Origin of the sequence: Pseudomonas sp. FP215, assembly GCF_030687795.1 — a bacterium.
In the GTDB taxonomy this organism is placed as follows: domain Bacteria; phylum Pseudomonadota; class Gammaproteobacteria; order Pseudomonadales; family Pseudomonadaceae; genus Aquipseudomonas; species Aquipseudomonas salmasensis.
On record NZ_CP117447.1, the window covers coordinates 3,924,486 to 3,939,579 of the forward strand.

Annotated in this window: 13 protein-coding genes and 1 pseudogene; 2 read left to right on the forward strand and 12 right to left on the reverse strand. The window is 62.4% G+C overall.

Features of this window, described 5'->3' with window-relative positions; all coding sequences use genetic code 11:
- Positions 1-54: 54 nt before the first annotated feature.
- On the forward strand, positions 55-1,542 hold the full coding sequence (locus PSH76_RS17565) for a PLP-dependent aminotransferase family protein (protein ID WP_305492682.1): 1,488 nt from the start codon (positions 55-57) through the stop codon (positions 1,540-1,542).
- Here PSH76_RS17565 and PSH76_RS17570 read toward each other — a convergent pair.
- From PSH76_RS17570 to PSH76_RS17590, 4 genes are all read right to left on the reverse strand, one after another.
- Positions 1,539-2,273 carry an outer membrane protein gene (locus PSH76_RS17570; RefSeq protein WP_305494474.1) on the reverse strand — a complete coding sequence of 245 codons (735 nt, stop codon included), beginning with the start codon at positions 2,271-2,273 and terminating at the stop codon, positions 1,539-1,541. The two genes, PSH76_RS17565 and PSH76_RS17570, sit on opposite strands and share 4 nt — an antisense overlap.
- Before the next feature lie 341 nt (positions 2,274-2,614).
- Positions 2,615-3,826: a sodium/glutamate symporter gene (gltS, locus tag PSH76_RS17580; protein ID WP_003190086.1), complete on the reverse strand. Its 1,212-nt coding sequence runs from the start codon at positions 3,824-3,826 to the stop codon at positions 2,615-2,617.
- A gap of 743 nt (positions 3,827-4,569) precedes the next feature.
- A complete protein-coding gene (locus tag PSH76_RS17585) occupies positions 4,570-4,857 on the reverse strand; it encodes a hypothetical protein (protein ID WP_032892595.1) in 288 nt (95 codons plus the stop codon).
- A gap of 28 nt (positions 4,858-4,885) precedes the next feature.
- Positions 4,886-5,989, reverse strand: coding sequence for a polyamine ABC transporter substrate-binding protein (locus PSH76_RS17590; RefSeq protein ID WP_305492683.1), 1,104 nt, complete (start codon positions 5,987-5,989; stop codon positions 4,886-4,888).
- 137 nt (positions 5,990-6,126) lie between these two features.
- Here PSH76_RS17590 and PSH76_RS17595 point away from each other — a divergent pair.
- A pseudogene (locus PSH76_RS17595) lies at positions 6,127-6,663 on the forward strand (helix-turn-helix transcriptional regulator); the annotation flags it as partial.
- Positions 6,664-6,953: 290 nt separating this feature from the next.
- On the opposite strand, the gene PSH76_RS17600 reads toward PSH76_RS17595, so the two are convergent.
- Genes PSH76_RS17600 through trbE form a run of 8 tightly spaced genes read right to left on the reverse strand, consistent with a single transcriptional unit; the run spans position 6,954 to position 15,084 of the window.
- On the reverse strand, positions 6,954-7,199 hold the full coding sequence (locus PSH76_RS17600) for a DUF2274 domain-containing protein (protein WP_000108283.1): 246 nt from the start codon (positions 7,197-7,199) through the stop codon (positions 6,954-6,956).
- Positions 7,196-8,476 (reverse strand): TrbI/VirB10 family protein, encoded by a 1,281-nt coding sequence (locus PSH76_RS17605; protein WP_003092274.1) that lies wholly within the window; start codon positions 8,474-8,476, stop codon positions 7,196-7,198. The genes PSH76_RS17600 and PSH76_RS17605 overlap by 4 nt, the downstream gene beginning before the upstream one ends.
- A gap of 2 nt (positions 8,477-8,478) precedes the next feature.
- Positions 8,479-9,471, reverse strand: a complete 993-nt coding sequence (trbG, locus tag PSH76_RS17610) for a P-type conjugative transfer protein TrbG (protein WP_000776560.1) — start codon at positions 9,469-9,471, stop codon at positions 8,479-8,481.
- Complete coding sequence (gene trbF / locus PSH76_RS17615) at positions 9,468-10,172, reverse strand: conjugal transfer protein TrbF (RefSeq protein ID WP_001211312.1); 705 nt, start codon at positions 10,170-10,172, stop codon at positions 9,468-9,470. The genes trbG and trbF overlap by 4 nt, the downstream gene beginning before the upstream one ends.
- Positions 10,173-10,190: 18 nt before the next feature.
- The gene (gene trbL / locus PSH76_RS17620; RefSeq protein WP_023093366.1) at positions 10,191-11,558 is read right to left on the reverse strand and encodes a P-type conjugative transfer protein TrbL; all 1,368 of its coding nucleotides are present in this window, start codon (positions 11,556-11,558) and stop codon (positions 10,191-10,193) included.
- Positions 11,555-11,881, reverse strand: a complete 327-nt coding sequence (locus PSH76_RS17625) for a hypothetical protein (RefSeq protein ID WP_014603538.1) — start codon at positions 11,879-11,881, stop codon at positions 11,555-11,557. Before PSH76_RS17625 ends, trbL begins: the two co-directional genes overlap by 4 nt.
- A 12-nt stretch (positions 11,882-11,893) precedes the next feature.
- Positions 11,894-12,637 carry a P-type conjugative transfer protein TrbJ gene (gene trbJ / locus PSH76_RS17630; RefSeq protein WP_003092277.1) on the reverse strand — a complete coding sequence of 248 codons (744 nt, stop codon included), beginning with the start codon at positions 12,635-12,637 and terminating at the stop codon, positions 11,894-11,896.
- The gene (trbE, locus tag PSH76_RS17635; protein WP_000933135.1) at positions 12,634-15,084 is read right to left on the reverse strand and encodes a conjugal transfer protein TrbE; all 2,451 of its coding nucleotides are present in this window, start codon (positions 15,082-15,084) and stop codon (positions 12,634-12,636) included. The genes trbJ and trbE overlap by 4 nt, the downstream gene beginning before the upstream one ends.
- Positions 15,085-15,094 lie beyond the last annotated feature (10 nt).

Genomic DNA, 15,094 nt, shown 5'->3' on the forward strand with positions numbered 1-15,094 from the left:
CTGATTGTTGCGCTAGACTAGGCCCATTAAAACCTCCAGATTTGGATACTTCAGATGGTCCAGATGCGCAAATGGCGCCCCTTGCTGCGGCTTGAAGAAACCACCAGCCAGGCGTCCTACCGCAAGATTGCCGAAGGCTTGGTCAATGCCATCCTCGAAGGCCGTCTGCCACCTGGGACATTGCTGCCAGGCACGCGGGAAATGGCGCAGTTGCTCAACGTCAACCGCAAGACGGTGATCCTGGCCTACGAAGAAGCCATGACCAAGGGCTGGCTGGTCAGCGAGCCGCGCCGTGGCACCTTCGTCAATGCGCAACTGACACCCAAACAACTGCCCAGCGTCACACAACCGTCTTTCGCGCCGCCGTTGCTGGAGCAACCACGGGTGCCGTATTTCACCCATAACGCCCAAGTGGTCGCACTCCAGCGTCGGCGCGATGCGCTGTTTTTCGACAACGGCACCAGCGACCACCGCCTGCTGCCCCAGGCCGTTTTGCACCGTTACTATCGCCACGCACTGCGCAACAGTTTCGCCTCCAATACCGTGCGCTACGGCAGCGAAGGCACCGGCTATCACTTGCGCTGCGCCTTGGCCGAGATGCTGCGCAACAACCGTGGGCTGACGGTCACTGCTGAAAATATCTGCCTGACCCAGGGCACCCAGATGTCCCTGTACCTGAGCGCCAGCCTGCTGCTCAAGCCCGGCGACGTGGTATTGGTGGAGCGCCTGAGCTACCCACCTGCGTGGGAAATTTTCCGCAAGCTCGGCGCGCAGTTGGTCACGGTCGACATCGACGATGAAGGTTGCCGCACCGATCAGGTCGAGCGCTTATGCCGTGAGCACAACGTGCGCATGATCTACCTCACGCCCCATCACCAGTTCCCCACCACCGTGAGCCTGCATGCCGCACGCCGGCAGCACTTGCTGGCGCTGGCCGCGCAGCATGACTTCTGCATTATCGAAGAGGACTACGACCATGAGTTTCACTTCAACGGCCGCCCTTACCTGCCGCTGGCCAGTGAACGCTCTCAGCGCCATGTGATTTATATAGGCTCGTTATCCAAGACGCTGGGCTCGACGTTTCGCTGCAGCTATGTGGTGGCTCCCGCCCAAGTGATTGAGGTGCTGCATCGCAACGCGGCGCTGATGTTGGGCGATGCCGACGCTGTCGCGCAGAGGATGCTGGCCGACCTGATCAATGACGGTGAGCTGAAGAAGCACCTGCGCCGTGTATCGAAAGAATACCGGGCCCGGCGAGAGACCTTGCAAAACTGCCTGCATGAAGCCTTGGGTGAGCGTATCCAGCTGCGCGAGCCCGAAGGCGGCCTGGCATTGTGGGTGCGTTTCGAGGAGGGAATAAACGTTGATCGGATGGTGGCAACCGCTGTGGACCACGGTTTGGTGGTGCGCAGCGGCCGCCAGTTTTCGCCGCTGGACCAACCGCAGAATGCTCTGCGCCTGGGCTTCGCGTCACTCAATCAGGACGAGATCCGCGAGGCCACTTTGCGTTTGGCCAAAGCCTGCGGCGAGGGAGCGTGTTAGAACGCCCAGCGCATGCCCAACGAGAATTCGCTGGAGACCAGGTTGGCCTTCATTTTTTCATCTTGCAGGCCTCGGGCATTGGCAAAGTTGTTCCAGCCACTTTCGGTATCGCCCATATCAACGTAGCGATAGCCGAGGTCCAGGGCCAGGCGATCGGTAACGTCATAAGCGACGCCTGCACCGACCGACCACGCCAGGTTGGTCTGGGTCGAGGCCCCATACTGGCGAGACTCATTGCCCTGCCATCCTTTCGACTCAAGGCGGGCAAGACCCAGCCCGGCCGAACCATAAATCGCTACCTTCTCGGTGATTCGAAAGTCGCGATAGGCGTTGAGCATCACGCGCCTGGAGTCGATGTGGTGCTGATTGAGACTGGTAGGGAAAGCAGTCGAACCACTGGTGAATGTGTCGCTTTGCGGGAGGGTCAGTTCGCCCTCCACGCGCCAGCCATTACCGAAGCGATAGCCGACTCCGATGGACCCGGTCATATCCTTCTGGCTGTCGTCGCCGGGCACGAACGAACCAATACCGGGGCGGGCACTGGAATCCATATTGCGGGCTTTGCGCTCGGCGCTGATCACCCGAGCAACCCCGTAGTACCCCTCCTCGTCCGCCGGCGCAGCAATCGCCTGCGACATGTAAATGGCAGAAGTGGCCAGTAGCAATACGGGAACAGACTTGGATATTTGCATTTTATTATTCCAATACGGTTTGAACACAAAACAACACACTTCATTCAAGGGGCAATCCGACGCGGGTGTGTTGACGTTTCCATGAGCCGAATGCGGCAGCTCATCTTGTGTCAGCGTCGAGACAAACAACCGGTATAAACGCCTTAGTTGTTGTATGAAATGTCCCAAGAATGAAGATGGCGCCGAGCCCGGCAGCGTATTGGAAAGATGTATGGCGCACTGATTGAGGTGGGAAGGGTCAGGTTCGGATCAACGTCCGGGTAACGGCGCGAGCTGCCGAGGCATCGACGGCCAGCAGCACGTCCAGCGAGACTGCGTCACGGGCTGTGGCGGCAACGCTAGCGCGCGTCATCAGGCCCGTGACGAGGAAGTGTGCAATATCAGCCAGCAGTGCCCAGGAACGGCAGCGCCAGGTACAACTTGATCACCACGGCGTTAGCGATATCGATGAAGAACGCGCCCACCATCGGCACCACCAGAAACGCGATCTGCGAAGGCCCGAAGCGCTGCGTCACCGCCTGCATATTCGCAATCGCCGTGGGCGTAGCGCCAAGCCCGAAGCCGCAATGGCCCGCCGCCAGTACCGCCGCATCATAGTTGCGGCCCATCACCCGGAACGTCACGAAAATCGCGAACAACGCCATCAGCAATGCCTGTGCGGCCAGCAGAATGACGATCGGCAAAGCCAGTGCCGCCAGGTCCCAGAGCTTGAGTGACATCAGCGCCATCGCCAGGAACAACGACAAACTGACATTGCCCAGCACCGAGACTTCGCGCTCGAACACCTGATGCCAGCCGAGCATCGACAGCCCATTGCGCAGCACCACACCCACGAACAGTACACAGACGAACGTCGGCAATTCGAAAGCGGTGCCTTGGATGGCGGCATTCAACAGGTTGCCGCCCTGTAGGCTGATCGCGACCAGTGCCAAGGTCTCGATAAACGAAAACGCCGTGATCAGGCGCTCTTCATTCGGCTGTTCAAACCCCTTGGCCAGGCTCGATTGCGGTTGCCCAATACCTGGCACCTCGACCCGCTTGATCAGAAAACGCGCCACAGGCCCGCCGATCAGGCCACCGAGCACCAGGCCAAAAGTTGCCGAGGCAATCGCCAATTCAGACGCCGAAGCCACGCCATACTGCTCACTGAACACCGCCCCCCAGGCCGCACCGGTGCCATGCCCACCGGACAAGGTCACCGAACCCGCCAGCAAGCCCATCAATGGGTCAAGCCCGAGCGCCGACGCCAGCGCGATACCCATGGCGTTTTGCACCACCAGCAAGCCCGTTACCACCAGCAGAAACACCGCCAGGATACGCCCGCCTTTCTTCAGGCTGGCAAAGTCGGCGTTCAAACCGATCGTGGCAAAGAACGCCAGCATCAACGGGGTTTGCAATGAAGGATCGAAGCGTACTTCGATATCGGCAAACCCGCGCAACGCCAGGAGCAGCATGGCGACCAGCAGGCCACCGGCTACCGGTTCAGGAATATTGTAAGTACGCAAAAAGCCGATACGGGCCACAAGCCCGCGTCCCAGCAATAGCACCAGTGAAGCGGCAACGAGGGTTGAATAAAAATCGAGTTGAAGCATCCGGTCAGTTCTCTGAAGTGGGCAGGGAGAATGGGTGGCCAGAGTAGAGAACACAGGGCGAAAAGGCATCGACCCTACAAAAAATGCAGACTTTCCCTACAAGCCTCACAATAATAACCTACAACTGAGCTGCACCTCCCCATAGGGATAAGTATCGATACAACTCTATAAGCCGAAGTACCCGACGGTAACCACGATGCGAAGCGAGCCGCTCTTGATCTGCTTTTGATCTTAGGCGCCCCGTTAAACCACGCTGGCCGAACGCAGGCTTGAATTCGTGGGTAACCCGGCAGGACGCCGGGTTAGCCGCCCCGCGCCATGGATGGCGCGTGGCGGCGGCCCACGGATTCAAGCCTGCGTTCGGGCACACCGAGCCTAAGCGAGGTGCCAAGTGGTGGGGCAAGAGCGTTTTGCTTACTTTTGACTGGGCCGGCATTCCGGCTTTTCAAAAGTGAGCCGCCGTCAGGGCGGAACCCTAAGTGGCCGTTACCTAAATAACGGATATGTACCCGGTCCAACTGTGTTGACTGTCAGGCCGCCTTCGCGAGCAAGCCCGCTCCCACAGTTTGATCGCGGGGTGTCAGAGAGATAGGCGTCGGCTGGCAGGCCGTCATCGCAGGCAAGCCAGCTCCCACAGTTTGATCGTGGTGTGTCAGGGAGATAGGCGTCGACTGTCGGACCGTCACGGGTTCAGCTTCGTATCGATGCTGCGTATCGCCCGTCGAGAGGTACACCCAGCAGAGTTATCGACGACGCCTGCGCAGCAAAGGCCAGTTGGAAGCGAGCGCACCCGGCTCAGCGTCACGCCCGGCAACTCGCACCAGGTCGGGAAACTCAAGCAACAAGGCACGATTGCCCCGGCCAATGTGCTCCATCACCGCCAGGGTAATGTTTTCCCGCACCATGCCCGTCGAAACGTAATACATGGCCCAGGCCTGTTCTGGCGTACACAAGCCGATCTGCTCTTCAATTTCTTTGTAGGCCTTGTAGTCGTCTGACTCTAAGTAGCGCTGATCACCGCCCTGGCGCATGCTGTCTCCCTCCCCGGCCCCATCCCCATCACGTACCGCTTTTAACCTTGGTCCAGACCCGCGTGCGAATACGCTCGGCCTTCAGCGGCAAGGGCTCAAGCGGAACCAATGTCGCCATGGTCTTTTTATCGGGATAGATCCAAGGGTTATCCCGCAACTTCTGCTCGACAAACTTCGTGGCATCTTTGTTGGCGTTGGGATAGAGCATGTAGTTGGAGGTCTTGGCTATCACCTGTGGCCGCAGCATGTAGTTGATGAATTCCAGAGCGGCCTTGGGGTGGCGAGCGTCCTTGAGCAACACCCAGTTTTCAGACCAGACCAAGGCGCCTTCGCGCGGCAGGCTGTAGGCAATCTTGCGGCCACTGTTGGACTTTTCATTAATCGCCTGCGCCGCCAGGGCACCATTGGCCCAGCCGACGACCGCACAGATATTGCCGTCTGCCAGGTCGGTGTCGATTCTCGACGAGTCGAAATAGAGTACATAGGGACGGATTTTCAACAACAGCGCCTGGGCCTTCTGGTAATCCTCTGGATCGGTGCTGTTACTGGGCAGCCCCAGATAGTGCAAGGCAATGGAAATGATCTCGCTGGGGGAGTCGAGCATGGCCACGCCACAAGACTTGAGCTTGCTGATGCTTTCTTCTTTGAAGATCAGGTCCCAGCTGTCCACCGGCGCGTCATCACCGAGTGCCGCTTTGACCTTATCCACGTCGTAGCCAATGCCGGTGGTGCCCCAGACATAGGGCACGGCGTAGCGGTTACCGGGGTCATTGACCGCCAGCAGGGCCAGGATGTCAGGGTCGATGTGCGACAGATTACTCAACTGCGCACGATCCAATGGTTGCAACACCCCGGCCTTGATCAAGCCGGGCAATACATTGGAGGTGGCCACCACCAGGTCATAACCGGTGCGCCCAGCCATGACCTTGCTTTGCATGGTTTCGGCGCTGTCGAAGGCATCCATATGCAGCTTGATGCCGCTCTCCTGCTGGAATTGCTTGGGCGTCTGCGGCTCAAGAAACCCGAACCAGTTATACAGATACACCGAATTTTCAGCGGCGGCTGCGGGCGTGCTGATTACAGCGCCCATAAACGAAGCTAAAAAAATAGCTCGCAAGTGTGCTCGACTCATATGACTATCCCTGTCCACACGACGCGCCTTCATGGCTATCGTAAGCTCGGGGTGAATATACCGAGCCTCGACGAATAGTAAATACCTACAAGTACTTAGCTCTGGCCTGCAAAGCCCTAACCCTAAAGGGGTAGAACATGTCGCTTGACCTTCATAGCCTGGCTTGGCACCGATCGGTTGGAAAACTGATCATGCAGCTCAATCGCCCGGAGTTCTGGAGTTCGTTGATTCGGGTACTGAATGAATATGTGCAGATAGACAATTGGGTGGTGCTGGTTTTCGGCGACCACGCAGTACGTGTGATCAGCCTGCCCGAGGTGGCCGACAGCGAAGAAATCGACGCTTTTATTCATCGCTATGTGAAAGGCCTGTATCTGCTGGACCCGTTCTATATCGCTGATCGAGAAAACCCGCAGAGCGGGTTCTTCCATCTGCTCGATATTGCGCCGGAACACTTCCGGGAAACCGAGTACTACCAACAATATTTTGCGCAGTACATCTCGGTCGATGAGGCGCAATACAACGTACGGCTCGATGCCGACAGAACGTTGTGCATGTCATTTGGCAGCAACCTGCGCTTCACCCAGGCGCAGATAACGGTATTGGACATGATCAAGCCGTGGGTAACAGCAATGATGCATCAACGCATGGGCTTTGAAACCGACCCGGCAAAAAAGTGCCGGTGTCAATTCTTTCGCGCAAATCAAGAAGGACTTGAAACCGTATATGGGACAGTAGGTTAGCTCCTTTCGGGGCCGCTTAGAAGAAGAGCGGCGTTGTCGGCTAGGAGCGACATAGGAGCGTTGGGAGAGAAAGCCGCATCGCACTGTGTAGTGCTGGATTGCCGAGGAACGGCGGGCCTGTCGCATCATCATAGCCCAACAGGCTCGGCGGCATCCAGAATGAAGAACGCGCAGCCTGGGCTGCGCGTTCGATGGATGCCGTTGAATAGCATGCGGTGCAATCATGGCGGCTTCGGTGGTGTGCTGCGGGTCGCCGTGCCCTTCCTGAATCCTCGATCCCCCGCCATGAACGCTTCCAGCATATGCGGGATCAGCGTCGCCGCATCAACGGCCTCGCCATACGCCTGCGCGTGTAGCGCGGCGTAGCGGTCGAGGTCGACTTTCAAGCTGGTCGGGCAAACGAAAGTCAGCTTGGTGCTCTCGGTCTTCGGCAGCGGGCCGAGCCGCAGCTTCTTGGTCGTGCTCATCGTGAAGTCCCCCGGTTGAAGAACAGCGGCTGGTACGGCCGCAGCACCAGATCCCGGTTGACGATGATGCGAACCGGCAGGCCCGGCCGTTGCGTTAAGGTCGGCTGGATGTTGAGGTTGCGCCGGGTCATCTCCTGGCCGACCTGATTGATGCTGTCCTGCGCGCTGTCGCGCCCAGCGATGATGACGCGATCACCATCCTGCCGGTTCTCCGGCGCGGCCAGCTCGGCACCGACGCCCAGCAGCGTGGTGAGTGCCGCACCGGCAAAGATGCGGCCCCAGTGGTAGTCCACATCGTCCTCCAGCCCGGCATAGCCGGCTGGGTCGGTGCCGGCCAGGTTGTCGAGCGTGAGCGAAGACGTGTCCGGCAGGATGATCCGGTTCCAGACGACTTGAACGCGGCTCTGCCCGTAGCTGACCTGGCTGTTGTATTTGCCCAGGATGCGCGAACCCTGCGGAATCAGCAGGAAGCGCCCGGTGGCTGTGTCATAGACCGGCTCCGTCACCGTGGCGATCACGTCGCCGGGCAAGTCCGACTTGATGCCCGTCACCAAGGCACCTGCGACCACTGTTCCGGCCATAACCTGATACGGCGAAATTGGCAGAGTCAGATTGCCGGAATTACGGGTTTCAGTGGGGCCAGCTTTCATGAAAGCCTCTTTCTGGTCTTGCCGGTTTTGCACCGCTGTCGGGTCAGCAGGTTGGGCCGCCGTGGAGGCCGGCCCGGCCGCCAGCGGGTCAAACGCCGCATTGGCGGCGAAGCCCGGCGCAGCGGCCACCTGTGTCTGCGCTACCGGCGCCGCATTCTGCCCACCCGAGCGGAAGAACACGGACGAGGCCGCGGCCGCCTCGGCTTCTTTTCGCAGGGCATCGTTCGGGTCGTGACCGGGGGCCGCGTAGGCAGCCGTCGCCGGTTGCTGCGACTTCACGATAGCCGGGCCAAGATCGCCCGGCAGCGGTGGCCCTAGTTCGGGAACGGCAGGCAGCAACGCCGGCGGCAGCTTGGAATAGTCCGTCGGCAGCGCATCCAGTCCTTCCGACTTTGACACGCGATCGACGTTGTAAAGCTCGGTCTGCTCGCCTGTGCTGCGTCGATGAGGTTGCAGCGACCACATCAGCGCGCCGAGCACGGCGACCGCTAGGACGCCGGCAAGGATGGCCAGCGAGCGCCGGTTCAGGCGTGTGACTGGACGCGGCTGGGCGCGCAGCGCCACTGCCTCCGGCGCCACCTTGTCCGCCTGCGGCGCGGCAAGGTCGGGAGTGTCATCCTGGCTCATGGTCAGTTCCTCCGTGCAACACCATCGGTGCGCTCGATCCGCACCACGTCGCCGCCATCGCCGCCCAGCCGCAGTTCGGCCGCGCCGAACAGGCGATCCACGACGTAGTACGGCGAGCGAAAACGGTAGTTCACCAGTTGCCCGTCGCCCTGCGCGCCGATGACAAACAGCGGCGGCAGCTCGCCCTGGGCGATGCCCGGCGGGAACTGGATATAGACCTTCTCTCCATCATCGAAGGCGCGCAGAGGCTTCCACGGCGGGTTGCTGCCCGATACCGCGTAGCGGAAGCGGATCTTGTCCAGCGACAGGCCCGTATCGACAGGCGTTGTTGCCTGCGCTGCCTGCGCCTGGCGCTGCAACGCGAGCATTCGGTCTTTCGGATAGTCCCAGGACACCGACGCCATCCATGCCCTCTCGGTCGAGGTCAGCTCCAGCAGGTAGGTGCGCCGACTGGTGGTGATGACGAGATTGGTTTTCAGACCGGAGCGGATAGGCTTGACCAGCACATTGACGCGCAGATCGGCCCCGCCGCCGCTGGACGTGTCGCCCACGATCCAGCGCACGGTATCGCCGGCGGCGACCGTTACCAGTTCCTCGCCCGGTTGAAGCGAAACCACCGTCACGCGCCCCGGCGACGCATAGACCTGATAAAGCGCGCCATCGGTGAACGGCCACACCTGAATCGCGTTGACGTAGCCCTCACGGGTAGGCGCGATACGCGCTTCTGCATTGGCACGGGAAACGCGCACCTTTTCGTCGGCCGGCTCCGGCGCAACGGGGGCCTCATCGAGTTCCGGCAGGGGCTTCAACTGCGCCGGCAGCGCCAGCGGTTCAGGGACGGCGACGACTTCGACGGGCTTGGGCGGTTCGGGCAACGGCTGGGCCAGCACCGTCTCGTCGAGCGAGATGGATGGCGGCGGCTTCCCCTGCGAGGCGCAGCCCGCGAGGGCCAGCAGCGTCAAAGGAACAACGTAAAGGCGGAAACGAAGTTTCATGGTTTGGCTCCTTCGGAAGAATCCAGTTCGCGGCTCCATGACAGGCCGTTGACGTAGATACCCAATGGGTTCTTGAGCAGGCGCTGTTCAGTACGCGGGGTTTGCAGGACGGTCGAAAGCACGGCGTTCCAGCGTTCGGTGCCGGCGGGCGCACCGTTGACATAGCGCTGCTCTGTCCAGCGCACGTTGAAAGACGTGTCGCTCGCGCGAACCACGCTGGTGATTTGCACCGTTACCGATTCCTTGCCGATGCGGGCGAATGGGTCATTGGTGCGGGCGTAGTCGTTGAGCACCGCCGCGCCCTTGTCGGTGGTGTAGTCGTAGGCATCGAGCCAGTTCTGCCGCACCACGATGGGGTCGATGGACAGCGAGCGAACCAGCGTCACGAAGCGCGCCAGGTGGTGCGCGATCTGCGCGTCGCCGGGCCGGTACGGCGTGGCGGCCTCTCCCACGGCGCGCACCTGCCCGGCTTGATCGACCTCGATGACATAGGGCGTCACGATGGACTGCGCCGAGCGCCACACCAGGCCGCCGGCCATCAACAGCGCGAGCACTAGGCAGCCGAAGGCCATCAGGCGCCAATTCTTCGCCTGCACGCGGGCGGAGCCGATACGGTCGTCCCACACCTGGGCGGCGGCTTGATACGGGGTGGCAGGCTGCGGCGTATCGGCGTAGCGCACCTGCGGTCGTTTGAATCGCATGGGTGTTCTCCTTGAAGGTTAGGTATCGGAATCCCGCAGGCTCGGGCCTTGCCCGGAGCCGCCGCCGTCGCCGCCGCGCAGCGTGTGGGCGGCAGTGGTCGCGGCATGGGTAGCCTGCTGGCGGCGGTGCATCCGCTTGGCCCAGGCCGGTTGCTGTTGCTTCTGCGAGCCTGCGGTGCCGTCTGCGGTCTGGCCGGGGCCAGCACCGTCGCTGCCGGCTTCTGTGCCGTTCCAGCCAGCGCGGAAGGAGTCGGCCACCTTCTGCCCAACAGCGGAAGCACCAGAGGTGACGCTGCGGCCTGCGGCTTGTGCGCCAGTCTTGGCGACATTGCCGAGGCCAGCCGCCGCGCCCTTGGCACCGCCGCCGGCCGCAGCGGAACCGGCCTGGAACGCCGATCGGGCACTGCCGGCCGCCGAAGTCGCGGCACGCGCACCGGCACCGGCCAGCTTTGCGGCCGCCGGGGCCATTCGTGCCCCGGCCATGACGGCGCCGCCCACGCCCGTTACGGCGGCGCCGATGGCAACGCCGGTGCCGACAGCCCCGACCGCAGCACCAGCCATCGCGCCCGCACCAAGCTGTGGCGCACCGGACACCAGGCCGGTGGCGATACCGGGGCCGAAAATGCCCAGCGCCAGCAGCGCGAGCGAGGCCAGCATCACGACCAGCGCGTGGTCGATGGATGGTTCGTCGGGATGCACCTGGAACTCGGCGAACAGGCCTGAACCGATGCCGACGATGACGGCCAGCACCAAGACCTTGATGCCTGACGACACCACGTTGCCTAGCACCTTTTCCGCGAGGAACGAGGTCTTGTTCCAGAGTGCAAACGGGATCAAGACGAAGCCGGCGAGCGTAGTCAGTTTGAACTCGATCAGCGTGATGAAAAGCTGTACGGCCAGCACGAAGAAGCAGAGGATCACCACCAGCCAGGCGATGAACAGAACCACGATAGGGTCGATGTTCACGAACACCTCGGGGAACCCAGCCATGTCCCCGATCTGTTCCAGAATCGGCGCGGCTGCGTCGATGCCGGTCTTCGCCAGCCGGCCCGGCTGAAGGAAGTTCTCCATCGTGATGGCCGAGCCGGTAGCGGTAATTCCCAAGCCGGCGAACGAGCGGAACACGATGCTCGCCAGCCAGTTGAAGTTGCCGATGATGTAGGCGAACGCGCCGACACAGAGCACCTTGCGCAGCAGCTTGGCGATCACGTCGTCGCCCTGGCCGGTGGCGTGGCTCATGGCCCAATACAGGCCAGCGATCGTCATGTCGATGACGATGAGCGTGGCGGTGAGAAATGCCACTTCGCCCTGCAATAAGCCGAAGCCCGAGTCGATGTAGCGCGAGAACGTATCGAGGAAACGGTCGATGATGGTCACGTCGTTCATGGCGAATCCTCGGGCGGAGTGAGCGGAACGGCGCCCTCTGGCAATTCATCTGCGGGCGTATCGAAGCTCGGCGGAATCGGCGGGAGTTCAGCCAGCGAGTTGTATTCATCCGGCCCGGTATGGCCGGCGAAGAAGCGCCGCCGGAAGGCTTCAGCGGCGGCGCGGCAGGCATCCTCGCCCACGGCCTGCCGGTCGGCCGCGCATTGCCCGCGCAACGCCTTGAGCCGCACCGGATCTGCGGCCAGGGCGTCGGCCAGGTTCTCGGCCGGCTGCTGGCCGCACGCGGTCAGCAGCACGGCCATCAGGACGGAAGCGCATCGCATGGCCGCCTCCGGTCAGTTGTTATAGAAGTTGACGGACTGCGGCGTGTACGGCGTGCCGGTGCCCAGAAAGCGCCGCCGCACTTCGCGGGCGCGCTCCATAGCCGCCGCTTGCCGCGCCAGTTCCAGTGAAGCGGCCCGGTCTTGCGTGATCTGGAGCTGCTGCGCCTGGATCGACTGCTTGGCCTGCAAAGCCAGGAGCTGGTTCGTCGCCTGCATCGCTTGCAGCGCGCCGGTGGCCGACTGGCTCTGGCTCACGAGATCGGCCAGCGCGCTTTCGTCTTGGGCGAGGTTCTGCGACACCTGCGCCTGCATCCGCATCGCGGTGTGCAAGCCGTTCAAGGTGTTCTGCCAGCGTTCGCGGGCGTCCTGTGCCATGCGGTCGCCGCTGATGGTGGCGGCGTACTGTTCCGGGTACAGGCGGGCGAACGTGGCATCCATGCTCTGCACGTCGTAGGCCAAGCCGCGCGCCTCGGCGATCAGGCGCTCGGTGGTGGCGAGCGTCGAGCGCAGGCGGTTGACGATGTTGAAGTCGAGATTTGCCAGGTTCCTGGCCTGGTTCATCAACATCTGCGCCTCGTTCTGAAGCTGGTTGATCTGGTTGTTGATCTGTTCCAGCGTGCGCACGGCGGTCAGCGTGTTCTGCACGAAGTTGGACGGGTCGAACACCGTCAGCGCGGATGCGGGCTGCACGGCCAGCAGCGATACCGACAGCACGGCAGCGAGTGAGACAGAGAGCAAACGGGGCTTGGTCTTCATGGTGAAACCTCCAGCGGTTGAGAAGCGAGAAAGGAAGCTGCCGCCGGAGCGGACGGCAGCAGGTCGGCGGCCCAGCCGAGGCCGCGATGGCGCAGCCACGCGCCGGCGAAGCCGGGAGCGCCGGCCTGCGTCAGCACGCGGTCAATATCGCGTTGGTCTTGAGGGGTGGATGCGCCCGCGAATGCGAGCGCGACAGGCCCCAGGTCGAGGTCGAACAGGCGATTGCCGAGGCGCGACTGGTAGTAGTAATCGCGCTTGGGCTGTGCGGTCGCCACGATCTCAATCTGGCGGCTGTTCAAGCCGAAGCCTTCGTAGATCGTGCGAATCTGCGGCTCGGTGGCCTGCGGGTTAGGTAAGAAGATCCTGCTCGCGCAGCTTTCGATGATGGCTGGCGCGATGGTCGAGTCCTTGATGTCGGCCAGCGACTGCGTGGCAAAGATGACGCTGACGTTCTTTTTTCTGAGCGTCTTGAGCCATTGCCGGATGCGGGCCGCGAAGGACGGCTCATCGAGGAACAGCCACGCTTCATCGAGGATCAGCAGCGTGGGCGCGCCGTCAAAACGTTCGTCGAAGCGGGCGAACAGGTAGCGCAGCACTGCTTGCACGGCGGCGGGGCTGTGCATCAGTTCTTCCATCTCAAAGCCCTGCACGTCGGCCATGCCCAGCCGGTCGTGGTCAGCGTCCAGCAGCTTGCCGTGGGCGCCGCCCAACACATAGGGCGCGAGCGCTTGGCGCAGCGCGTTGGACTGCAATAACACCGACAAGCCGGTCATGGTGCGCTGCTCCACTGGCGCACCGGCAAGGCTTCGCAGCGCCGACCAAATGGCAGCCTTCTCGTCCGGGCCGACCGTCACGCCTTCGTGCAGCAGCCGGCCCTCCACCCATTCGGCGGCCCAGGTGCGGTAGCCCTCGTGGGCTATTCGCGCGAGTGGCTGGAAGGCGATGCCGCCATCGGCACCGAGGTCGTAGTGCTCACCGCCAAGGCCGAGGATGGTGGCGCGCATCGAGCGCCCCATGTCGAAGGCGAAGATCCGCGAGCCGAAGTAGCGCCGGAACTGCATGGCCAATATGGCGAGCAGCACCGACTTGCCCATGCCGGTCGGCCCGGCGACAAGGGTGTGCCCCACGTCGCCGATGTGCGTCACCAGCCGGAACGGCGTCGCGCCATCGGTGCGGGTGACGATCAGCGGCGGGCCATCGAGGTGTTCGTTCTTCTCCGGCCCAGCCCATACCGCTGACATCGGCATCATGTGCGCCAGGTTCAGCGTCGAAACGATGGGCTGACGCACGTTCGCGTATGCGTTGCCGGGGACGGACGACAGCCAGGCATCGACTGCGTTGAGGGTTTCGGGGATGGTCACGAAACCCCGGCCCTGGATGACGCGCTCCACCATGCGCAGCTTCTCGTCGGCCACGGCCGGGTCGGCGTCGAGCACCGTCACCGTGGCGGTGAGGTAGCCGAAGGCGACTTGATCGCTGCCCAGCTCCTGCAAGGCGGCATCGGCGTCGGCGGCCTTGTTGCTGGCATCGGTATCGACCAGCGGGCTTTCCTGCTGAAAGATCGTTTCGCGCAGCAGCGCGATGACGTTCTTGCGCTTGGCGAACCATTGGCGCCGCAAGCGCCCCAATTCCCGTTCCGCCTCGGCTTTGTCCAGGCACAGGAAGCGCGTACTCCAGCGATACGCAAAGCCCAGGCGGTTGAGGTCGTCCAAGATCCCCGGCCAGGTCGAGGTCGGGAAGCCTCGTACCGACACCACGCGCAGGTGCTGATCGCCCAGCATGGGCGCCAGGCCGCCGACCAGCGCGGCATCGGCCAGCAGTGCGTCGATATGGAACGGCACGTCGGGCACGCCGACGCGATAGCGCCGCGTGGAGACTGTGGCATGCAGGTAGGTCAGCGTCTGGCTATCGTCCAGCCAGGCAATCTCCGGCATCACACCATCGAGCAGGTCGAACACGCGATCGGTCTCTGCCACGAAGGAATCAAGCCGACCACGCCAGTCCACACCCTCAGTGGGCCGGTTCTCGTACAGCATCCCAGCCGCACGGGCGCGAGACTCTTGCGGCGGTAGGTGTTGCAACGTGAAGTGATAGACGCTCTCGAAATGGCCATCCGACTCCTCGAACGCCGCGCGTCGCTCCTCATCCACCAGCCAGGACAGTGGTTCGGGAAAGGAGGATTGCGGATAGCTCGATGCCCGCATCCGCTCGGCCTCGATATAGAAGGCCCAGCCAGACCCGGTACGGCGAAGCGCGTTGTTCTGCCGCGCCGACGTGGCAATCAGCTCGCCCTGTGTCGCACTGTCCAAGTCGGGGCCGCGAAACTGGAACGTGCGTTGAAACGAACCATCTTTGTTCAGCACAACGCCCGGCGCGACCAGCCCGGCCCAGGGCAGCCAGTCGGCAAGCAAGGCCGGGCGCTGACGATATTCGGCAAGGTTCAGCATGGCGTCCTCC